This window comes from Hymenobacter psoromatis, assembly GCA_001596155.1.
Taxonomy (GTDB): domain Bacteria; phylum Bacteroidota; class Bacteroidia; order Cytophagales; family Hymenobacteraceae; genus Hymenobacter.
The window spans coordinates 2,417,507-2,439,353 of the sequence record CP014771.1 but is presented as its reverse complement, the minus strand read 5'-3'; the positions used below and the strand labels follow the sequence as shown (position 1 = coordinate 2,439,353).

Annotated in this window: 14 protein-coding genes; 3 read left to right on the top strand and 11 right to left on the bottom strand. The window is 60.6% G+C overall.

Features of this window, described 5'->3' with window-relative positions:
• Positions 1 to 91: 91 nt before the first annotated feature.
• Together A0257_10290 and A0257_10285 are read right to left on the bottom strand one after the other, a co-directional pair.
• Positions 92 to 1,873: a hypothetical protein gene (locus A0257_10290; GenBank protein AMR27446.1), complete on the bottom strand. Its 1,782-nt coding sequence runs from the start codon at positions 1,871 to 1,873 to the stop codon at positions 92 to 94.
• Between the two features lie 180 nt (positions 1,874 to 2,053).
• Positions 2,054 to 3,703 carry a CTP synthetase gene (locus A0257_10285; GenBank protein ID AMR27445.1) on the bottom strand — a complete coding sequence of 550 codons (1,650 nt, stop codon included), beginning with the start codon at positions 3,701 to 3,703 and terminating at the stop codon, positions 2,054 to 2,056.
• 213 nt (positions 3,704 to 3,916) lie between these two features.
• Here A0257_10285 and A0257_10280 point away from each other — a divergent pair, with 213 nt between their 5' ends.
• Both A0257_10280 and A0257_10275 read left to right on the top strand, forming a co-directional pair.
• Positions 3,917 to 5,740: a hypothetical protein gene (locus A0257_10280; GenBank protein AMR27444.1), complete on the top strand. Its 1,824-nt coding sequence runs from the start codon at positions 3,917 to 3,919 to the stop codon at positions 5,738 to 5,740.
• 219 nt (positions 5,741 to 5,959) lie between these two features.
• Positions 5,960 to 7,978 carry a hypothetical protein gene (locus A0257_10275; GenBank protein ID AMR27443.1) on the top strand — a complete coding sequence of 673 codons (2,019 nt, stop codon included), beginning with the start codon at positions 5,960 to 5,962 and terminating at the stop codon, positions 7,976 to 7,978.
• Between the two features lie 771 nt (positions 7,979 to 8,749).
• Here A0257_10275 and A0257_10270 read toward each other — a convergent pair.
• From A0257_10270 to A0257_10235, 8 genes are all read right to left on the bottom strand, one after another.
• Positions 8,750 to 9,811 (bottom strand): ketol-acid reductoisomerase, encoded by a 1,062-nt coding sequence (locus tag A0257_10270; GenBank protein AMR27442.1) that lies wholly within the window; start codon positions 9,809 to 9,811, stop codon positions 8,750 to 8,752.
• Between the two features lie 95 nt (positions 9,812 to 9,906).
• On the bottom strand, positions 9,907 to 10,551 hold the full coding sequence (locus A0257_10265; protein ID AMR27441.1) for an acetolactate synthase small subunit: 645 nt from the start codon (positions 10,549 to 10,551) through the stop codon (positions 9,907 to 9,909).
• Positions 10,552 to 10,646: 95 nt separating this feature from the next.
• A complete protein-coding gene (locus A0257_10260) occupies positions 10,647 to 12,383 on the bottom strand; it encodes an acetolactate synthase catalytic subunit (GenBank protein ID AMR29713.1) in 1,737 nt (578 codons plus the stop codon).
• A complete protein-coding gene (locus A0257_10255; GenBank protein ID AMR27440.1) occupies positions 12,358 to 14,079 on the bottom strand; it encodes a dihydroxy-acid dehydratase in 1,722 nt (573 codons plus the stop codon). The genes A0257_10260 and A0257_10255 overlap by 26 nt, the downstream gene beginning before the upstream one ends.
• A 299-nt stretch (positions 14,080 to 14,378) precedes the next feature.
• A complete protein-coding gene (locus A0257_10250) occupies positions 14,379 to 15,500 on the bottom strand; it encodes a 3-isopropylmalate dehydrogenase (GenBank protein ID AMR27439.1) in 1,122 nt (373 codons plus the stop codon).
• The gene (locus A0257_10245; GenBank protein ID AMR27438.1) at positions 15,488 to 16,084 is read right to left on the bottom strand and encodes a 3-isopropylmalate dehydratase; all 597 of its coding nucleotides are present in this window, start codon (positions 16,082 to 16,084) and stop codon (positions 15,488 to 15,490) included. Before A0257_10245 ends, A0257_10250 begins: the two co-directional genes overlap by 13 nt.
• Positions 16,085 to 16,219: 135 nt before the next feature.
• The gene (locus tag A0257_10240; protein AMR27437.1) at positions 16,220 to 17,611 is read right to left on the bottom strand and encodes an isopropylmalate isomerase; all 1,392 of its coding nucleotides are present in this window, start codon (positions 17,609 to 17,611) and stop codon (positions 16,220 to 16,222) included.
• A 347-nt stretch (positions 17,612 to 17,958) separates the two neighbouring features.
• Positions 17,959 to 19,125: a 2-isopropylmalate synthase gene (locus A0257_10235; protein ID AMR27436.1), complete on the bottom strand. Its 1,167-nt coding sequence runs from the start codon at positions 19,123 to 19,125 to the stop codon at positions 17,959 to 17,961.
• Between the two features lie 167 nt (positions 19,126 to 19,292).
• Between A0257_10235 and A0257_10230 the strand changes: the two genes are divergently transcribed.
• Positions 19,293 to 20,837, top strand: a complete 1,545-nt coding sequence (locus A0257_10230) for a hypothetical protein (protein AMR27435.1) — start codon at positions 19,293 to 19,295, stop codon at positions 20,835 to 20,837.
• A 27-nt stretch (positions 20,838 to 20,864) separates the two neighbouring features.
• Here A0257_10230 and A0257_10225 read toward each other — a convergent pair whose 3' ends face one another.
• The gene (locus A0257_10225) at positions 20,865 to 21,830 is read right to left on the bottom strand and encodes a hypothetical protein (protein ID AMR27434.1); all 966 of its coding nucleotides are present in this window, start codon (positions 21,828 to 21,830) and stop codon (positions 20,865 to 20,867) included.
• Positions 21,831 to 21,847 lie beyond the last annotated feature (17 nt).

The following is a 21,847-nucleotide window of genomic DNA, read 5'->3' as shown; positions in this document are numbered from 1 at the left end:
GCGTGGGGTAAGCTTTAGCTTGCCGTAAGATAGTTGGTCACTACCCACGGCAAGCTAAAGCTTACCCCACACTCTTTTGGCAAGCTAACGCCTACCCCTTCTTTTTCGCCTGAGCCTCGCGCTCCTGGGCGCTGCGCATGGCTTCGGCTATACGCGCCTGGAAGCCGCCGGGCTTCTTGTCTTTGTTCTTGACTTTGTTGGCATCGAGCTGCGCCCGGATTTTGTCATCGTTCACGAACGAGCGGGTCAGCGCCTGCTGGCCCAGCGTTACGACGTTGGAAACCAGGTAGTACCAGGTGAGGCCGGCGGCAAAGCTATTGAGCACGAAGAAGAACACCAGCGGCATGAGGTAGCTGTAGAACTTCATCGGGCCCTGCATGGCGGTCGCGTTCATCTGGTTGCTCTGATAAGTCATGAAGAGCGTCGAAATCGTCATCAGCACCGTGAACAGGCTGATGTGGCTGCCCAGATACGGCAGCGTAAACGGCAGGTGAATCGGGCTGTCGAAGGTGCTTAGGTCGGTGGCCCACAGGAAGGGCTGCTGGCGCAGCTCAATCGCGTTAGGGAAAAACTGGAACATCGCGAACAGAATCGGCAGCGTGAGCAGCTGGGGCACGCAGCCGCTGAGCGGCGACACCCCAAACTGGTTATACAGCTTCATCGTTTCCTGCTGGGTCTTCACCTGGTCGTCGGGATGCTTGGCCTTAATCTCATCAATCTCGGGCTTGAGCACTTTCATGCGGGCCTGACTCTCGTAGGACTTATACGTCAACGGCCACGTTACCAGCTTAATAAGTACTACTAGTATCAGGATGATAATCCCGTAGCTGCTGATGTACTGCTCCAGAAAGTTGAACACCGGGATAATCACGAAGCGGTTGACCCACCGAAAAACGCCCCAGCCCAGGTACACGTTGCGGTCGAAGCTGGGCGCGGTGCTCTTGAGTAAATTGAACTGATTCGGCCCGAAAAAGAAGCGGTACTGGCCGCCGGCCGCGCTCGTCACGTCGGCCACCGGCAGGGCCAGCGTGGTGCTCAGCGTCTTGATAAACGTGGTGTCGGCCAGGTCCACCGTCGAATTGAACGCGCCGCTGGCGAAGGGCTGCGAATCGGCAATGAAGCCCGCCACGAAAAAGTCGTGCTTATCAGCCGCCCACTTGATGGGGGTAGCGATTTTCATTTCCTCCGGCTTCTCGCTGGTTTCGGCCAAAGAGCCGGGGTCGTCGCTGGCCAGGTAGTGGTTGATGGTGGTGTGGTTGCGGTTCTGCTTGAGGTCCTGCTCGGTCTGGCGCACGTTGTCCACGAACGAGAACGTGAGCGGCTCCTGCGCCACCGGCACGCCGGTCAGCTTCAGGTTGTACTTCACCTCGAAGCCGGTCTTGGGCAGGGTGTAGGTCTGCGTCACGGTGCCGCCGCCCACGGGTGCCGCGAAGGCCAGCTGCTGCCCGCCGTCGGCAGTAGGGGTAGGGCCGCTGGTCTGAAAATTCAGCGTATTAAAATCCACCATTTTGCCATCCAGCGTGCGCAGCCTAGTGCTGTAGCGCGCGCTCTGGGCATCAATTAAATTGAGCGGCTTGCCGAAAAACGTCTTGTAGCCGTTGAGACGCACGGCGGCCACGCGGCCACCCTGGGTCGAGAAGGTGAGCGTCAGCTCGGGGTTTTTCACCTCGATGCTGCGCGCCGGGCCAGCGGCCGAGTCCAGCCGGATTTCGGGGGCCAGGGCGGGGGTAGGGGCTGCCGCGATGGGCGCGGCGGCCGTAGTAGTAGCTTGGGTCTTATTTTGTTCCGGCTCCTTTTTGGGCGAGAAGAAAAACAAGTACACCAGGAGCAAGGCCGAAATTAAGAAAAGGCCAGTCGCTTGGTTGCGGTCCATTTATAGTAAAAAAAATACGAAAGGCAAAGGTACGGGATGGTGAGTGGTGCTTGGGTATTTGTCATTGCGAGCGCAACGGAGTGGAGCGCGGCAATCTTTCCTTCACGTTAGGGTTACTACCCCTACGATTAGGAAAGATTGCCGCGCTCCACTCCGTTGCGCTCGCAATGACAAACGAGTTTACAGCCCCTTCTTGCGCTGAATAGCGGCCCGCACGAACCGCACGAACAGCGGATGCGGGTTTTCCACGGTGCTTTTCAGCTCGGGATGAAATTGCCCGGCCACGAACCACGGGTGCACCGTTTTGGGCAGCTCAATCACCTCCACCAGGCCCGTGGCCGGGTTGACGCCCGAGGCCGACATGCCCGCCTCCTCAAAGCGGGCCAGGTATTCATTATTAAACTCATAGCGGTGGCGGTGGCGCTCGCTGATGGTGTTGCGGCCGTAGGCTTTGGCGGCGCGCGAGCCGCGCTTGAGCTCGCAGGCGTAGGCCCCGAGGCGCATGGTGCCGCCCTTCTGGGTAATGTCTTTCTGGTCGGCCATGAGGGCGATAACCGGGTCGGGCGTGAGCGGGTCCATCTCGGTCGAGCTGGCCTGGGGTAGGCCCAGCACGTGCCGGGCATACTCCACCACGGCCACCTGCATGCCCAGGCAAATGCCGAAAAACGGAATATTATTCTCCCGCACGTAGCGCACGGCCGCCACCTTGCCTTCAAAGCCGCGCTCGCCAAAGCCCGGTGCTACCAGCACGCCATCCACGCCTTCGAGCTGCTGCACGGCGTTTTCAGGCGTCAAAAATTCGCTCTGGATAGTGCGCACTTTTACCTTGCACTCGTTGGTGGCACCGGCATGAATAAACGCCTCAATAATAGACTTGTAGGCATCGGGCAGTTCCACGTATTTGCCCACCAGCGCGATGGTCACTTCCTCGGTCGGGTTCTTGAGGCGACCCAAAAACTCCTTCCACTCCTCCAGGTCGGGCGCGTGGCCGCCGTTGAGGCGCAGCTTGGCAATCACGCGCACGTCCAGCTCCTCTTTCAGCATGAGCAGTGGCACCGAGTAGATGCTGTCGGCGTCGAGGCTCTCGATAACGGAGTTGATTTTGACGTTGCAAAACAGCGCGATTTTGCTCCGCATCTCGGCCGGAATTGGGTGCTCGGAGCGGCACACCAGGATGTCGGGCTGCAAGCCCGCCTCGCGCAAGTCCCTGACCGAGTGCTGAGTAGGCTTGGTCTTGAGCTCGCCGGCCGCCGCCAGGTAGGGGAGCAGCGTGAGGTGAATCACGAGCGAGTCGTGGGGCGGCAGCTCCCAGCGCAGCTGGCGCACGGCCTCCACAAAAGGCAGCGATTCGATGTCGCCAATGCAGCCGCCAATCTCGGTAATTACCACGTCAAACTCGCCCTTTTGACCCAGCAGCAGCATCCGGCGCTTAATCTCGTCCGTGATGTGGGGCACCACCTGCACCGTTTTGCCCAGGAAAGCGCCTTCGCGCTCGCGCCGGATTACGGTGTCGTAGATGCGGCCGGTGGTCACGTTGTTGGCCTGCGAGGTGGGCGCGTTCAGAAAGCGCTCGTAGTGGCCCAGGTCGAGGTCGGTTTCGGCCCCGTCGTCGGTCACGTAGCATTCGCCGTGCTCATAGGGATTGAGCGTGCCGGGGTCGATATTTATATACGGGTCAAATTTTTGAATCGTGACTCGGAACCCTCTGGCCTGCAAAAGCTTGGCCAGCGAGGCGGAAATAATTCCTTTGCCGAGTGAAGAGGTGACGCCGCCGGTAACGAAGATGTACTTCGTGGCCGACGCGCTGGGGGAGGTGGAGCGTTCGGGCATGACGGGGGTCAAAGTTACGGCGTGGCCAGCCGCTAGCTGCCCAACGCGCGCCGGCCGGGCCGGGTAGGGAGTCGCTAATTTTGCCTCCGGCCGCACTATTCGCGCTACCGGCCCAGTATAGATTAGCTACGCATGACGCATCTTCGAAAAAAAAATCCTGGTCGCCGCGCCCCAGCCTGGTTCCTGCTGCTGACCGCTTTGTTGCTGCTTAGGATGGGGGTAGGGCACGCCCAGGCCACCACGGCCGCGCTGCGCAAGGACCTGAAAAAAGACTTCGGGGCCGTGGGCGACGGCCGCACCAACGACCAGGCAGCGTTTGAGAAAGCCGCCGATTTTTTTAATAAGCGTGCCCTCACGCCCGCCGGCACCGCCCCCGCCGTGCTCGCCATTCCGAAGGGCGTGTATCTGGTGGGCCGCCAGGATGCGGCCGGCAACGGGGCCGACGTGCTGGCCCTCACGGGCTGCCGCAACCTGCGCATCGAGGGCCAGGACAGCACCCGCACCTTCATCCGTTACGCCGATGGCCTGCGCTACGGAGCCTTTGACCCGGCCACGCGCCAGCCCTACGAGTCACCCAAAGCCTTCTTCACCGACTGGGCCTGGGGAGCCAAGGTAGGAGTTTGCATTAGTTTGCAAAAGTGTGAAAACGTAGAAGTTAGCGGTCTTAACCTGGATGGAAACAGCCCGCATTCGGTGGTGGGCGGGCACTGGGGCGACACGGGCATTCAACTCAACTACGACGGCATTTTTATTGGTGAATCGCGTCGCATCACGTTGCGGGGGCTGGCGCTGCATCACTTCGGCCGCGATGGCATTCAGGTGCTCAACCACCTGGCCAAAGAGCTGGGTGACCCTCTGGTCGAGACTATCAGGCTGGAAAACCTGACCTGCACCTATAACGGCCGCCAGGGCCTGTCCGTGACGGGCGTCAATGGCCTGCGGGCCGTCAATTGCAGTTTTAGCCACACGGGGCGCGTGCTTATTCCAGCGCTGGGAAAGGCGCTGTTTTCGAACCCCGGCGCGGGGGTGGACCTGGAGCCGGAAGGGGGCTTTGTGCAAAATGTGCGCTTCGATAACTGCCGGATGGTAGATAACGCGGGGCAGGGCCTCGTGGCGGACCGGCCCGGCAACAGCCACACCACCCAAAATATTGTGGTGAATAACAGCCTGATTTGGGGCACCACCAACTGGTCGGCCTGGGTTACGCAGCCAGGATTTTTGTTTCAGGACTGCCGCATTTACGGGGCTTTCGTGCATGGCTGCCGGGCCGACAATGCCGCCGAAGCCACCCGCTTCGTGGGCTGCACGTTTGAAGACCGTCCGTACCGGGGGCAGCCCGCCTACGGCGTGTTTGAGATGCACTCCGATAGCTACGCCCGGCGCATGAGCTTCACCAACTGCCGCTTCATCGGCACGCGCAGCTACCTCATCCACGCTATTCCGCAGCTGAAGGATACGGCCAGCTCCTTTCACTTTCGCGACTGCGCATTCCTGCTCGATTATGCGCAGCCGCCGCAGGGGTCTTATGACAAGATTATGGGCTCGGTTTTCAGCGGCAACTCGGTCTTTCAAAATGGCCCGCACCGCACCAGCCCGCACCGCACCGATTTTTTTCTCGGGGATAACGACGCGCAGGTTTCGACGGTCCTTCGCGCGCCGGGCAGCCTCCGGTTGCTGGCCCCCAACTCTTACTACCTGCTGGCCGGCAATTTTGATATCGGGCGCAACCCGGCGCACACCCGCGATTCGGCCCTGGTGATGTTGGCGGCCGATAATGCCTTGGTGCTAAACGCGCCAACTGGCAAGCAGGCTGAGCTCTACATTGGCCCCACCTCGCGCTTCATCGTGAAAAAAGGCGCTTCGCTGGAAGTGCTGCGCAATACTAAAGTGACCATCGCGGGCCAATTGATAGTAGAAGACGGGGCCTACTTTTTTCGCGACCCCCTGGCCGAGGTTACGACCGTGGGCCGGGGTAGGCTGCGCCTGGGGGCCGGCGTCATCAAGACCAAGCATCCCAAGCTCTATTCTACCTATTAGTAGGGCTTCCAGGTCCAGGCGGGGGTGCGCTGTTCGCCGGCCCGCCGGGTAGGGCCTGCTGCGCCGCCTGCCCGGCGCGGATTTTTTGGCTTCATCCGTTCGGGGTTTAGTAGGGTATGACTTATGCAAGAGGTGGTTGCCCTTGCGGGCGCGGCGAAGCAATAGCGGGCATTTGTAGTATTTTTAAGTTCTGTTTCCACCAGTTGTTTCCACCCGCCAATGCTCACTTCTATTCCTCGCGCTACCCCGCGCCGCCTGGCGCGGCGCGCGTTGGCCTTCATCGCCCTCGTGCTCGCCTGCCTCAGCTGGCAAGGGGCCGCAGCCCAGAGTATGCTGCAGGCCAGCAGCACCAAAATCGTGAACGCCAGCGGCCAAGAGGTTATCCTCAAAGGCATGAACCTGGGCGACTGGATGCTGCAGGAGGGCTACATGATGAAGCCCGGCTTTGGGGGCACCCAGGGCTCGATAAAGAAAATTCTCTACGACGCGGGCATGAGCGACGCGGCGGTGGAGACGTTTTACCAGGGCTGGCGCGACAATTTTATTACCAAGCCCGACATCGACTACATTGCCTCGCTGGGCTTCAACTGCATCCGGCTGCCGATGCACTACGACCTGTTTCTGACCCCGGCGCAGCGGGCGGTGCGCAATAGCGTGATTCGCGGCACCGTGACCTACGACAGCTACGAGGCGCAGCTCAAAACCTGGGCCGACGGCGGACAGCTCTTCCAGGACCCCAGCCAGATGGAAGCCATTCGGATGATTGAGAACACGCTGAGCTGGTGCGCCGCCAATAACATGTATGTGGTGCTCGACCTGCACGCCGCACCCGGCGCGCAGGGTAGCGATACCAACATCTCGGACGCGCTGCGGCCCAACGACTTCTGGAACAACCCGACCAACCAGGACGTGGCCACTCAGCTGTGGACCATGCTGGCCAAGCGCTACAAAAACGACGCCCGCGTGGCCATGTACGACGTGCTGAACGAGCCCAACAACGTGCCCAACACCGCGACGCAGAACGGCAACCAGCGCATCCACGACGTGCTGGACCGCTTCATCAACACCATTCGGGCGCAGGGCGACAACCACCTCATCCTGCTCGAAGGCAATGGCTATGGTAATAATTACGACTACATGGAGAAGCGCACCTTCACCAACCAGGCCAACCTGGTGTATAACTCGCACCGCTACGACGCGCCCGCCTACCCCCTGCCCAACGACGTGAACGCCACCGGCGGCAGCGCCAACCAGCTCGGCCTCATCGGCAACCTGACGCGCTTTCGCACCGCCAACAATGTGCCCATCTGGGTGGGCGAAACCGGCGAAAACACCGCCGCCTGGATGAACGAGGCCGCCCACGCCCTGGGCATCGTGGGCATCGGCTGGGCGAACTGGACCTATAAGCGCTTCGACACCGGCCCCAACGCGGCCCTGATGCACATTGTGCCGCCCTACGAGGTGGACGGCCCCGCCGGCCTGCCCCAGGTGCTGGAAAACATCAAGTTTGCCAACTGCGTGGTCAACCCCGGCACGGTGGCCGCCGTGTCGCCCAACCTGCTGGGCAGCCCCGCCGTGGCCCCGGTTATCGGCCAGAATATCTGGCTGCGCGGCAACAACGGCAAGTACGTATCGTCCGAAAGTGGCCTCCAGGCCATGACCTGCACTCACGACGCCATTGGCACCAGTGAGCAGTTTACGGTGGTGGACGGCGGCGGTGGCAAGCTGGCGCTGCGAGCCCTGGGCAAGTATGTGTCGAGTGAAAACGGCACCCAGGCCATGACCTGCACCCGCACCGCCATCACGGCCACCGAAATGTTCGACATCCTGGTCAACCCCGATGGCACCTACTCGCTGCGCGGCTCCAACGGCCAGTACGTATCGAGCGAAAACGGCACGCAACCCATGAACTGCAACCGCGCCGCCATCTCCACCTGGGAGGCATTCAACCACGGCCTCGTGTATGCCGGGCCGCTGGCCACGACCAGCACCGGCAGCCAGGTAATGAACGCCTACCCCAACCCGGTGGTCGGCAGCCTCACCTATTCCCTACCCCCCTCCACCAAGGCCCACACGCTCATCGTTAGCGATGCCACCGGCCGCACCGTGCTCACGCGCAGCTACGGCAACGTTGGCGCGCAGAACACGCTCGACACGTCGGGGCTGGGTAGCGGGCTCTATGTGATAAGGCTGACGGGCGCGGATTTTACGCAGTCCTTCAAGGTGACCAAGGAGTAGGTGAAATAAGCGGGTCCGGCACCAACGGGCGGGAGTTGCCCTACCCCCTGCTTTTCTCGTTACTAACCGCGGGAGGGGCCGGAATACCAAAAATATTCCTTTTTCAAGGCGGGCCGGAGCCGGAATGCCAAAAGGAGTTCCTTTAGCTCCCCCCGTCCCGGCCCGTCTCTCAAAAAATGCTCTTTTTGGTATTCTGGTCCCGGCCAGAATACTAAAAAGAGCATTTTTTGCCATTCAGGTCCCGGCCCGTCCCTTAAAAAGAACTCCTTTTGGCATTCCTGCCCCGGCCGTAGTCCAAAAAAGAGTTCCTTTGGCGTCTGCGGCCGGCCCCAAAACTGCGTTGCGTTCTACACTAGCAGACTCAGAAAATCCCCAGTGCTGGCCCAGTGCTGGCGCGAGTTTAGCGCAGCGTAACTCGTGCCGGCCCTTCGGGCGAGGCTGTGCCTCGCGTCAGAACGACTCGTTGAACGACCCGACCGCCGCTTGCCGCTGGCGCGGCCTCCACAACACGTTAGAGCAGTCTCCAGGTCAGTGTACAGATTGACCGGTGCGGGCTGCCGGCTTTTCGCCGGCTGTCCGCTCTTCGTTCGCGCCGTTCGTTCTGGCGAAGAGCGGACAGCCGGCGAAAAGCCGGCAGCCCGCCCTGTACACCGACTTGGAAACTGCTCTAGGCACGAGTTACGCTGCGCTAAACTCGCGCCAGCAACAAGGAGCAGGGCCAGCCTCGCGCCAGCAACGCACCAGCAGCAGTCCGCACCGAACACAAAAAACTCACGCCTCCACGCTCGCGCCGCTGCGCGAGCGCAGCTCGCGCACGGTCGCGCCGGTGGCCCACAGCTCCGATTCGCGCACTTCCTTCAGCTCCGCTTCCAGCTCGGCGCGGTAGTTAGGCGTGCTGCCGCGCTCGATGGTGCGGCGGGCTTCTTCGCCGCTGGCCACGCTGTCATACAGCTCATTGAGCACGGGTAGGGTCGCGTCGCGGAACTTGCCTTTCCAGTCGAGCGCGCCGCGCTGGGCCGTCACCGAGCAGTTGGCAAACATCCAGTCCATGCCGTTTTCGCCCACCAGCGGCACCAGGCTTTGGGTCAATTCTTCCACCGTTTCGTTGAAGGCCTCCGAAGGCGAGTGCCCGCGCTGCCGCAGCACCTGATACTGGGCCTCGATGATGCCGGCCAACGCGCCCATCAGCACGCCGCGCTCGCCGGTGAGGTCGGAGTACACTTCCTTCTTAAAATCAGTCTCGAACAGGTAGCCCGAACCCACGCCGATGCCCATTGCCACGGCCTTTTCCCAGGCCTTGCCGCTGGCATCCTGGTACACCGCAAACGACGAGTTCAGCCCGCCGCCGGCCACGAACAGCCGCCGCAAACTGGTGCCGCTGCCCTTGGGTGCCACCAGAATCACGTCCACGTCAGCGGGCGGAATGATGTTGGTCTGGTCCTTAAACGTGATGCCGAAGCCGTGCGAGAAGTACAGCGTTTTGCCGGGGGTAAGGCGCTTTTTGAGGGTAGGCCACAGCGCAATCTGGCCCGCGTCCGACAGCAAATTGCACAGGATGGTGCCCTTGTCGGCGGCTTCCTCAATCGAAAACAGCGACTTGCCCGGCACCCAGCCATCCTTGAGGGCGCGCTCCCACGAGGGCGTGCCCTCGCGCTGGCCCACGATGACGTGAAAGCCGTTGTCGCGCATGTTCAGCGCCTGGCCGGGGCCCTGCACGCCGTAGCCGATAACGGCAATGGTCTCGTCTTTCAGAAAGTCGAGCGCCTTGGCGAGCGGAAATTCGTCGCGGGTAATGACCGTTTCGGGTACGCCGCCGAAGTGGATGGTAGCCATTGGGTTGGGGTGTTAGTAGCGCGGACTCTGCGAATCCGCGCGTGGGGTGAAAAAAGGTTTCGCTCAAACGCGCGGACTCGCAGAGTCCGCGCTACTCACATCGTAAACACCGCGTCGCGGTCGTTCAAAAACTCGTTTTCCGCCACTTCCTCGCCCGGTTCGCGGCGCTCAAACTCCTGGAGCTTGTGGTGAAAGCCGTCGCTGGCCTTGATGATGGCAATGCGCGCCGAGCGCACAAATTCGATGAGTCCATAAGGCTGCAAAGCCTTGAGCAGGTTGTCGGTTTCCTCGCGGTGGCCAGTGGTTTCAAACACCGTGTAGTCCTTGCGAATGACCACGGCGCGGGCCCCGTTTTCGCGCAGCAGGCGCTCCACGAGCACTTTTTCGGCAATCACGTCAGTGGGCACTTTATACAGCGCCATCTCCTGCCAAATCACATCAGCGTTGGTGTTGTAGTATACTTTCAATACTTCAACTTGCTTCTCAATCTGCTTGGCGAGCTTTTCCACCACCTCCTCCGTTTCCACAATCACAATGTTGAAGCGGTGGATTCCCTCAATTTCCGAAGGTGATACGTTGAGGCTCTCGATATTGATTTTGCGGCGCGAAAAGATGATGGCAATGCGGTTGAGCAGGCCCACCTGGTTTTCGGTATATGCGGTGATGTTGTATTCCTGGCGGTCCATAATTTTGGCTGACTGAAATCGTTTGTCATTGCGAGCAACGCGAAGCAATCGCATCAGAACGAGCTAGTTGAACGACCGGCGCGGGTATCGTTCGAGTGCGATTGCTTCGCGTTGCTCGCAATGACGGATGGGGTAGGGCGGGCAACTAATCAACGCAGCCTGATTTCCGCCACGCTGCACCCCTGCGGCACCATCGGGAAAATGTTATTTTCCTTGGTTACCAGCACTTCCAGCAAAAACGACCCCGGATGCGCCAGCATCTTCTCCAGGGCCGGGCGCAGCTCGGCGCGGGCGTCCACGCGCTGGCCGGCAATGCGGTAGCCGGCCGCCACGGCCACAAAATCAGGGCTTTGGATGTCCACGAACGAGTAGCGGCGCTGGTGAAACAGCTCCTGCCACTGCCGCACCATGCCCAGAAACTGGTTGTTGAGGATGATAATTTTCACGTCCACGCCCGTCTGCATGATGGTGCCCAGCTCCTGAATCGTCATCTGGAAGCCACCGTCGCCAATCACGGCCACTACCGGCCGGTGGGGCGCGCCAAACTTGGCCCCGATGGCAGCGGGCAGCGCAAAGCCCATCGTGCCCAGCCCGCCGCTCGTCACGTGGCTGCGCGACTGGTTTTGCCGCGCATAGCGGCAGGCCACCATCTGGTGCTGCCCCACGTCGGACACAATAACGGCCTCACCCTGAGTAATTTCATTGAGCTGCTGCATCACCTCGCCCATCGTCAATTCCTCCGAAGTCGGGAACAGCTCTTCCCGAATCACGGCGGCCACTTCCTGCGCCAGGTGGTCGTTGAAGCGCGCGAGCCAGGCTGTATGTTGCTTGGGCTCAATGAGCGCCGTGAGCAGGGGTAGGGTTTCCTTGCAGTCGCCCCACACCGGCACGGCGGTGGGCACGTTCTTGCCGATTTCAGTGGGGTCGATATCGAGATGGATAATTTGGGCCTGCCGGGCGTACTTATCCAAGCGGCCCGTCACGCGGTCGTCAAAGCGCATCCCAATGGCAATCAGCACGTCGCACTCGTTGGTGAGCACGTTGGGGCCGTAGTTGCCGTGCATGCCCAGCATCCCCACGTTCAGCGGGTGGCCGGTGGGTAGGGCACCCGTGCCCAGAATAGTCCAGGCCGCCGGGATGCCCGATTTCTCCACGAATTCCCTGAATTCGGCCTCCGCCCCGCCCAGCACCACGCCCTGGCCCCAGAGAATAAACGGCCGCCGGGCGCTATTTATCAGCGCCGCCGCCTGCTCCACGTACTTGCGGCGCACCACCGGCGCGGGCCGGTAGCTGCGAATGTGCGTGCAGGGCTGGTACTCCGGCGCGTCAAAAAGCTGCATCTGCGCGTTCTTGGTAATGTCCACCAGCACCGGCCCCGGCCGGCCGCTGCGCGCGATGTAGAAAGCCTTGGCTAGTGCCTCGGGAATTTCTTCGGCCCTGGTTACCTGGTAGTTCCACTTGGTAACGGGGGTAGTAATGTTGATAATATCCGTTTCCTGAAAGGCATCGGTACCCAACAAATGCGCGAACACCTGCCCCGTGATGCACACCACCGGTGTGCTGTCAATCAGCGCGTCGGCCAGCCCGGTCACGAGGTTGGTGGCGCCCGGCCCGCTCGTGGCCAGCGCCACGCCCACCCGGCCCGAGCTGCGCGCATAGCCCTGCGCCGCGTGAATGCCGCCCTGCTCGTGGCGCACCAGCACGTGGTTGAGCTGCGCTTTGAAGTCGTAAAGCGCGTCGTAAATCGGGATGATAGCCCCGCCGGGGTAGCCAAAAATCGTGTCCACGCCCTCGGCCACCAGCGCTTGCAGCGTGGCCACCGCACCACTGACGGGGGTGGGGGTAGGGAGCGCGGCCGGGCTAGCGGGGCTGGGGGCTGAGAGCAGGTTCGCAGACATAATCTTCTTCCAATAAGTCAGTTATGCAGCCAAGGCTGGCGTCGCTCACGGTGCGGATGTACTTGAGCAGCACGCCCTGGCGCACCGGCAATGGCGGCCGCCGCCAGGCGGCGCGGCGGGCGGCCAGCTCCTCGTCAGTCAGCCGCACATCAATGGTGTTGGCGCTGGCGTCGAGGATAATCCAGTCGCCATCTTCGACCAAAGCCAGGCCGCCGCCGTCGTAGGCCTCGGGGCAGATGTGGCCGATGACGAAGCCGTGCGTGCCGCCCGAAAAGCGGCCGTCCGTTATCAGCGCCACCTTGTCGCCCAGCCCCGCGCCCATGATGGCCGAGGTCGGCTTGAGCATTTCGGGCATGCCCGGCCCGCCTTTCGGCCCCACGTAGCGAATCACCACCACCTGCCCAGCCTCGATTTTGTGGTCGATAATGCCCTGGTTCAGTTCCTCTTCCGAGTTGAACACGATGGCCGGCCCTTCAAACCGTAGCCCTTCCTTGCCGGTAATTTTTGCTACCCCCCCCTTGGCAGCCAGGTTGCCATACAGCATCTGGATGTGCCCATCGGCCTTGATGGGGTGGCTGAGCGGGCGCAGCAAATCCTGCTCCGCGCCCAAGGGCCGCACGTCGGCCAGGTTCTCGGCCAGCGTGCGGCCGGTCACGGTCAGCAGGTCGCCATTCAATAAGCCATAGTCGAGCAACGTGCGCTGCACGGCGGGCACGCCGCCGATTTTCGACAAATCTTCCATCAAATAGCGGCCGCTGGGCTTGAGGTCGGCCAGCACCGGCACGCGGTTGCTCACGGCCTGGAAGTCGGCCATCGTCAGCCGCACGCCGGCCGCGTGGGCAATGGCAATGAGGTGCAGCACGGCATTGGTGGAGCCGCCGAGCACGGTTATCATTACCATCGCATTCTCAAACGCCTCACGGGTAAGGATATCGCGCGGCTTGAGGTCCAGCTCCAGCAAGCGCCGCAGGTGGGAGCCCGCATCCAGGCACTCCTGCACTTTGGCGGCGCTCTCGGCCGGCAGCGACGACGACGCGGGCACGCTCATGCCCAGCGTTTCGATGGCCGCCGCCATCGTGTTGGCCGTGTACATGCCGCCGCACGCGCCGGGGCCGGGGCAGGCATGGTGAATGATACCCTGGTAGTCTTCCTCCGAAATAGTGCCGTTAACTTTCTTACCGTAAGCCTCAAAGCACGACACAATGTTGAGCTGCTGCCCCTTAAACTCGCCGCCCCGAATGGTGCCGCCATACACCATCAGCGACGGCCGATTCAGGCGCGCCATCGCAATGAGCGCGCCGGGCATGTTCTTGTCGCAGCCCACCACCGTGGCCAGCGCGTCGTAATAGTGCGCGCCCGCCATCGCCTCAATCGAATCGGCAATTATCTCCCTCGAAACCAGCGAGTAGCGCATGCCCGCGTTGCCATTCGTGATGCCGTCGCTCACGCCGATGGTGTTGAAGCGCAGCCCCACCAGGCCCTGGGCGGCCACGCCGCGCTTCACCTCATCGGCCAGCCCGTTGAGGTGCATGTTGCAGGTGTTGCCCTCGAAGCCTGTGGAGCAGATGCCAACGAACGGCTTGCGCAAATCCGCATCCGACAGCCCCGCGCCGATGAGCATGGCCTGCGAGGCGGGCAAGCTGTCGTCCTGGGTATAGATGCGACTGAATTTGTTGAGTATCATGGAGTTAATTCGGCAAAGAAATTCAGTTTGGCCCTAAAAAAACCTTCCTGAGCCGCGAGCCAGGAAGGTTTTCTTTGGGGTAAGAAGTACCTGCTAGCCCGCGAGGGTAGGAATAATGACCACGGAAATGACGGGTAGGAGGGTCATGGGGAATGCTGGGTAAGTGAGCGCCTCACCCCCCGGCCCCCTCTCCGAAAAGGAAAGGGGGAGCCACGTCGGCGTAAGACTATTCTAAAATTAGAGGCTAGTTCCCCCTCTCCTTTTCGGAGAGGGGGCTAGGGGGTGAGGCGCACCGTTGCTTAAATAATTGTGCTCACGCCCACCACGATGTTGTGCGCGTTCCACTGCTGCTCGTTCGAATCGGCAATCCAAAACGCCACGTAGCTGCCCACCTGCTCGGTGGTGTAAGGCGCGGTGGAATTCAATTCGGGCGTCAAAATGTTATTAGTCAGCGCTTCATCCACTGCCTCGCGCACCAGCTTGGCCTCGGCCGTGAGGCCCAGGTGGTCGAGCAGCATGGCGGCCGACAAGATGGCCGCCAGCGGATTGGCGATGCCCTTGCCCTTGGCCTGGGGGTAGGAGCCGTGGATGGGCTCGAACACCGCCACCGCCGCCCCCACCGAGGCCGAGGGCAGCAGGCCCATCGACCCGGCAATGACCGAGGCTTCGTCCGAGATAATGTCGCCGAACATGTTCTCGGTCAGCACCACGTCGAACTGCCGGGGGTTGGTGATAATCTGCATCGCGGCGTTGTCCACGAACAGGTAATCAACTCTTACTTCCGGGTATTGCGGGGCGATTTCGCGCACTACTTCGCGCCACAAGCGCGAGGTTTCCAGTACGTTAGCTTTGTCAACGAGCGTGAGGTGCTGGCGGCGGCCGGCGGCCGACTGAAACGCCAGGTGCGCGATGCGCTCAATCTCGGGGCGCGAGTAGGTGCAGGTGTCGTAGGCCGCGCCTTCCGCCGTGCGGCCTTTTTCGCCGAAGTAGATGCCGCCCGTCAGCTCCCGAAAAATTACCAAATCCGTGCCCTCGATGCGGTCAGCTTTCAGCGGCGAATGCTTCAGCAGGGCTTCGTAGGCCGTCACGGGCCGGATGTTGGCAAACAGACCCAGCTCCTTGCGCATGCGCAGCAGGCCTTGCTCGGGGCGCACCTTGGCGGTGGGGTCGTTGTCGTATTTCGGGTCGCCGATGGCCCCGAACAGCACCGCATCGGCGGCGCGGCAGGCAGCCAGCGTTTCGGGGGGTAGGGGGTCGCCGGTGGCGTCGATGGCGCAGGCCCCCACGAGGTGCGAGGTGAATTCAAAGCGGTGGCCAAAGCGCTCGGCTACGGCGTCGAGCACTTTCACGGCCTGCCGACAGACTTCCGGCCCGATGCCATCACCCGGCAGTAAAGCTATTTTCTTGATTACCAAGTCCATGCGCGTTGTTTTTCAAAGGCCTCAATGGCCGGTTTTTGATTCACTAAAAAGTCGATATCGTCGTAGCCGTTAAGCAGGCATTCCTTTTTGTAGCCGTCGATGGCAAAGCTGAACGTTTCGCCCCAGGCCGGCACCGCCAGCGTTTGTGAAGGCAAATCGACGGCTAATTCCAGCGCCGGGTCGGCCTCGATGGCGGCCAGCAGACGGCGCAGCACGTCGTCGCTCACTTGCAGGGGTAGGAGGCCGGTATTCAGCGCGTTACCCCGAAAAATATCGGCGAAGTAGCTAGAAATTACGGCCCGAAACCCGGCGTCATATAAGGCCCAGGCGGCGTGCTCGCGGCTGCTGCCGCAACCAAAGTTTTTGCCGGCCACCAGGATGGAGCCGGTGTAGCGCGGGGCATTCAGCACGAAATCCGGCTTGGGCGAACCGTCGGCGTTGTAGCGCCAGTCGCAAAACAGGTTTTCGCCGAAACCCTCGCGGGTGGTCGCCTTTAGAAACCGGGCCGGGATAATCTGGTCGGTATCAATGTTTTCCAGCGGCAGCGGCCGGCCGGTGGTGTGCAGGGTTTGGAAGCGTTCCATTATTTAGTGTACCGGAAAAAAGAACGTCATGCTGAGCTTGTCGAAGCATCTCTACCGCTTCACCCGAGCCGTTCAACGAAGCGGTAGAGATGCTTCGACAAGCTCAGCATGACGTTCTTTTGTGCTTATTACATGCTAGTTTAAATACTTCGTAATGTCCACGATGCGGCCCTGCACGGCCGTGATGGCCGCCACCAGCGGCGAGGCCAGCAGCGTGCGTGAGCCGGGACCCTGCCGGCCTTCGAAGTTGCGGTTGGAAGTAGCCACGCAGTAAGCGCCGGCCGGAATCTTGTCCTCGTTCATGGCAAGGCAGGCGCTGCAACCGGGCTCGCGCAGCTCAAAACCGGCGGCAGCGAAAATCTTATCGATTCCCTCTGCAATCGCTTGCTGCTCAATCTGTTTGGAGCCAGGGACGATGATGGCTTCCACGTGCTCAGCCTTCTGCTTGCCGCGCACGTAGGCGGCCACGGCGCGCAGGTCTTCAATGCGCGAATTGGTGCAGCTGCCGATGAACACGTAGTCAATCTGCTTGCCGAGCAGCGACTCGCCGCGCTCAAATCCCATGTATTTCAGCGACTTGTCGAAGCTCTCGGCTTCGCTGGCCGGCACTTCGCGGGGCACGTGGCCGGTGAGCGGAATGCCCATGCCGGGGTTGGTGCCGTAGGTAATCATCGGGGTGATGTCGGCCGCCTGGTAAGTGTACTCAGTTTCAAACGTGGCATCGTCGTCCGAATACAGCGTTTGCCAGTAGGTCACGGCGTCGTTCCAAGCCGCGCCTTGTGGGGCAAAAGGCCGGCCCGCCACGTAGGCAAACGTGGTGGCATCGGGGGCAATAAGGCCGCCGCGCGCGCCCATCTCGATGCTCATGTTGCAGACCGTCATGCGGCCTTCCATGCTGAGGGCACGGATGGCGCTGCCCGCGTATTCCACGAAGTGGCCGGTGGCCCCGCCTGTGCCAAGCTGCGCGATAACGTAGAGAATCAGGTCCTTAGCCGTAACGCCTGGCCGCAGCTCGCCTTCTACGGAGATGCGCATGCGCTTCGGCCGGCTCAGCAGCAGGCACTGCGAGGCCATCACCTGCGCCACCTGGCTGGTGCCAATGCCGAAGGCCACCGCGCCAAACGCGCCGTGGGTGCTAGTGTGGCTGTCGCCGCACACGATGGTCAGGCCCGGCTGGGTCAGGCCCAGTTCCGGCCCGATAACGTGCACAATGCCCTGGCGCGCATGGCCCAGACCATATAGCTCGATGCCGTATTTCTCGCAGTTTTCCGTCAGCTTCTCCACCTGCAAGCGCGAAAGCGGCTCCCGGATGGGTTGGTCCTGGTGCAGCGTGGGCACGTTGTGGTCAGCCGTGGCCAGAATCTGGCTGGGGCGAAACAGCGGCAGGTTGCGCGCCGCCAGCTCGTCAAACGCCTGGGGACTAGTAACTTCGTGAATCAGGTGCCGGTCGATGTACACCACATCCAACTCCTCGATGGAGCGAACGACGTGGGCATCCCAGATTTTATCGAATAGCGTGCGGGACATGGGGTAGGGACAGCGTAATTCTTAGAATATTATACTTAAATAGAGAACGTCATGCTGAGCTTATCGAAGCATCTCGCTCGCATCGTTGAACGATTGATTTAGTACTGCACGCGAGATGCTTCGGCAAGCTCAGCATGACGTTCTTGTTTGATTTTTTAAGTAGTTCAATTAAGTAGCAATCAGCTAAGTAGTAATCGACCAAAAGGCTAAGGAAACGAAGCAACAGGGGGAAATTTTGGTCGTGTTAAGGGTGTGAAAGAGTGGCGTTTATGGGGTTTTAACCCGACCCCCTGATTTCCCTGCTCCCACCCACTGGCAGCGCCTGCCACCCCGTTTCCTTAGTCTTGTTAGCCAATGGCTACTAATTTTTCTTGTTCGATGAGGTTGTGTAAGTCGTTGTCGAATACTTCGCGCTGGCGGTCAGCTAGTTGCAAAAAGCTGGCGTAGGCCATGTTCAGGGCCGGGCGCTCCAGGTCGTAGCCTAGCTTTTGGAGGCGGTAGGCGAGGGCGGCGCGGCCTGAGCGGGCTGTGAGCACGATGCTTGAATCGGCGACGCCAACTTCCTTGGGGTCAATGATTTCGTAGGTTGCGCGGCATTTGATTACGCCATCCTGGTGGATGCCGCTGCTGTGCGCAAAAGCATTGGCCCCCACGATGGCCTTGTTGGCCTGCACGGGCATGCTCATGAGGTGCGACACCAGCGCTGAGGTTTCGGCCAATAGCTTGGTTTGCACGTTAGTAGTGAGGTTGAGGTAGGGATGCTGGCGCAAAATCATTACCACTTCCTCCAGGGCCGTGTTGCCAGCGCGTTCGCCCACGCCGTTGATGGTGCACTCAATCTGCCGCGCGCCGTTGCTGACGCCCGCGATGGAATTGGCCGTGGCCAGGCCCAGGTCGTTGTGGCAGTGCGTCGAAAGAACCGCCTTGTCGATGCCTTTTACGTTCTCGTACAGGTACTTAATCTTGGCGCCGTATTCCTGGGGTAGGCAGTAGCCGGTGGTGTCGGGGATGTTGAGGACGGTGGCACCGGCCGCGATGGCCGCCTCGCACACGCGGGCCAGAAACTCGTTGTCGGTGCGGCCGGCATCCTCGGCGTAAAACTCCACGTCCTCCACAAAGCTCTTGGCGAGCTTCACGGCGGCCACGGCGCGTTGCAGCACGTCGGCGCGGGTGGTGCGCAGCTTCTGCTGCACGTGCAGGTCGGAGGTGCCGATGCCGGTGTGAATGCGCGGCCGGCGCGCCCCGCGCAGGGCCTCGGCGGCCACCCGGATGTCGTTTTCGACGGCGCGGGTGAGGCCGCACACGGTGGCTTCCTGGGTTTGGGCGGCGATGGCGGCCACGGCGGCAAAGTCGCCGGGACTCGACACCGGGAAACCGGCCTCGATGACATCGACGCCCAGCGCCTCCAGCTGCCGGGCAATAACGAGCTTCTCCTGCTGGTTTAGCTTGCAGCCCGGCACCTGTTCGCCATCGCGGAGGGTAGTGTCGAAAATCTGAATTTTTTGCGGTGCCATGAGAGATAAAAACCCGCCGGGACGGGGCCAGCTTTGTTAATGCACTGCAAGTACCAGTACTTTTCAAAGTAGCAAAAACATTTTTCCGGGGTTTCTATTATTTCCAAGTTGGCTACTTTTTTAAGTAACATTCTGTAAATAAGTATTTTAGCGATTAATATTATACAATGCCTAACAAGAGCAGCGACCCCGTTTTTCAGCTGATAAAATCCCTGACGCAGTCGGAAAAGCGCCATTTCCGGCTGTTCACCAACCGCCAGGGCTCGACGGAGGGCCTCAAGTTTCTGCAGCTCTTCGACGCCTTAGATGCCCAGGAGCAGCCCGATGAAGAGCGCGTGCTGACCCAGGTGCCAACGCTCAAGCGCGCCCAGCTCGCCAATCTCAAGGCTAACCTATATAAGCAGCTGCTGGCCAGCCTGCGCCTCTACCACGCCGGCCAGAACCTTGATATTCAGCTGCATGAGCAGCTTGACTACGCCCGCGTACTTTATAATAAGGGCTTTTACCAGCAAAGCCTACGGATGCTGGCCAAAGTAAAGGTGGCCGCCCAGCAGGCCGAGCTGCCGCACGTGGCGCTGCTAGCCATTGATTTTGAGAAGATTATCGAGTCGCAGTACATCACGCGCAGCTTGCAGGGTAGGGCCGAATCTTTGGCGGCCGAGGCCACGGCCACGGCCGCGCACCTCGCCCAGCAGCACGCCTTATCCAACGCGTCGCTGCGGCTGTACGGGCTGTATCTGCAAGCTGGTCACGCCCGCAACCAGGCTGACCACGAGCAGTTTACGGCGTATTTTCGGGAGCACTTGCCGGCGCAGCTGGCACACGGCAGCGGCTTTTGGGAGAAGCTGTACTTCTATCAGGCGCACGTTTGGTATCATACTATCAACCAGAATTTTAAAGCCTGCTACCGCTACGCGCAGAAATGGGTGGACCTGTTTGAGCAGCTGCCGCACCTCAAGGAAAGCCAGACGATGCTTTATATTAAGGGCCTGCACAACGTGCTGGCTTCCTTGTTTAACATGATGTATTATAGTCGGTTTCGGGAGGTGTTGCAGGTGCTGGAAGACTTTGGGGCCAACCAGACGCGCCGGGCCACGCCCAACACCGAAATTCTGCTATTTCAATACATCTGGACCAACCGCATCAACGCCTGTTTTCTGGAGGCGCGCTTCACGGAGGGGGTAGAGATTATTCCCGAATTACTGGAGCAGCTGGAGCAGTATAAGGGCCAGCTCGACCTGCACCGCACGCTGGTTTTCTACTATAAAATTGCCTGTCTGTACTTCGGGAGCGGGCAGTATAAACAGGCTATCAAGTACTTAAACCTGATTATTGACCACAAAGACCTGAGCCTGCGCGAAGACTTGCAATGCTTTGCCCGCATCCTCAACCTGGTGGCGCATTTCGAAGTTGGCCAGGATGCCGAGCTCGAATACCAGGTGCGCTCGGTGTACCAGTTTCTGGGTAAGATGAACGACCAGCAGCCCATGCAGGTCGAGGTGTTCCGGTTTTTGCGGCGGGTAGGGCGCGTGGCCCCCAACCAGCTGCGCGAGGAGTTTATCAGTCTGAAAGCCAAGCTGGAAGACATCGCCTCTCGGCCCTTCGACCGCCGGCCATTTCTCTATTTCGACATCATTTCGTGGCTCGAAAGCAAGATTTCGGGCCGCTCGGTGCAGGACGTGATGCAGCAGAAGTTTCTGACGCTGAAGTAGCTGGTAGTGCGAAGCGGAGACCTCGCGCTACTGCATTTGCATCCATGCCAGGAAATCATGCGCTACTTCGTCCCATTTGCCTTTGTCGTAATCTACTTGGCCGTTGGTGAAGCCGAAGAAATTATGTTCGACGGCGGGGTAGGCGCGAAAAGTAAAGTTGGTTTTGCCCGCGCGTATCATTTCCAGATGCAGGTACTCGTTGGAAACAGCGGCTGGGTCGAGGGTGCCGTAGCCCACAAAAACCGGAATGCGACAGTGCCGAAAGTCCTCGATGGGCGTTTGCCGCTCGGAAAATGAGGCGGTGGTGAGCGGCGAGTCACCAGGCTGCATGCAGTCATAGGCTAGGGGCGCGGCCACGATGGTTTGCCAACGTCGGAAAGTTGCGGCGCTGCCCGTGGTATCGCCACTGTTTTCGGCGGTGACCATCGTGAGCATTCGGCCCAAGGAGCTGCCGTTTAAGTAAATAACGCGCTTGAGAGGCGTCGGGTAGCGGGCCATACGGGCCACGATGGGAGCGCCCTCGGAATGGCCCATTGCCGTGATGTCGTGCGCGTCGGCCCAGGGCTGACGGGCTAGGTAGCGCAGCAAGGCCGCGTTGCGGCGCACATAGTATTCGAGGTAGTTACGCTGGCAGAAGGTCACCGGCGGCAAGCCGGTTTTGGGGTCGATGTACGTAGCGCCGGGGCCAAGCTGCCGCACATCACCCGTGAGCGGAATACCCGGTTTGCTGACCACTATAAAATGACAGCGGGCCAGGAGCAAATCCATCTGGATGGGAATCACGCGGTAAGGACCTTTTTCGTCGTACAGGATGACCGGGCGCGGCAACGACCCCTGGGCAAAGAAGAACAGCGGCTTTCGCTTCATTTCTTCGCCTTTTTTTGACAAGACCAGAATGTCCACCTGTTCGCCCTTGTAGCGCATAGTGAGATGGCGGTAACCAAAGTCAGCGGGCGTTTTGAGCTGGGCGCGGGCCGGGGCCGCGAAGCTCAATAGCAGAAGTAGGAGTA

Excerpts from the sequence above, each read along its gene's own strand:
- A0257_10290 (AMR27446.1), bottom strand. The coding sequence starts at position 1,873 with ATGGACCGCAACCAAGCGACTGGCCTTTTCTTAATTTCGGCCTTGCTC.
- A0257_10285 (AMR27445.1), bottom strand. The coding sequence starts at position 3,703 with ATGCCCGAACGCTCCACCTCCCCCAGCGCGTCGGCCACGAAGTACATC.
- A0257_10280 (AMR27444.1), top strand. The coding sequence starts at position 3,917 with ATGGGGGTAGGGCACGCCCAGGCCACCACGGCCGCGCTGCGCAAGGAC.
- A0257_10275 (AMR27443.1), top strand. The coding sequence starts at position 5,960 with ATGCTCACTTCTATTCCTCGCGCTACCCCGCGCCGCCTGGCGCGGCGC.
- A0257_10270 (AMR27442.1), bottom strand. The coding sequence starts at position 9,811 with ATGGCTACCATCCACTTCGGCGGCGTACCCGAAACGGTCATTACCCGC.
- A0257_10265 (AMR27441.1), bottom strand. The coding sequence starts at position 10,551 with ATGCGATTGCTTCGCGTTGCTCGCAATGACAAACGATTTCAGTCAGCC.
- A0257_10255 (AMR27440.1), bottom strand. The coding sequence starts at position 14,079 with ATGATACTCAACAAATTCAGTCGCATCTATACCCAGGACGACAGCTTG.
- A0257_10250 (AMR27439.1), bottom strand. The coding sequence starts at position 15,500 with ATGGACTTGGTAATCAAGAAAATAGCTTTACTGCCGGGTGATGGCATC.
- A0257_10245 (AMR27438.1), bottom strand. The coding sequence starts at position 16,084 with ATGGAACGCTTCCAAACCCTGCACACCACCGGCCGGCCGCTGCCGCTG.
- A0257_10240 (AMR27437.1), bottom strand. The coding sequence starts at position 17,611 with ATGTCCCGCACGCTATTCGATAAAATCTGGGATGCCCACGTCGTTCGC.
- A0257_10235 (AMR27436.1), bottom strand. The coding sequence starts at position 19,125 with ATGGCACCGCAAAAAATTCAGATTTTCGACACTACCCTCCGCGATGGC.
- A0257_10230 (AMR27435.1), top strand. The coding sequence starts at position 19,293 with ATGCCTAACAAGAGCAGCGACCCCGTTTTTCAGCTGATAAAATCCCTG.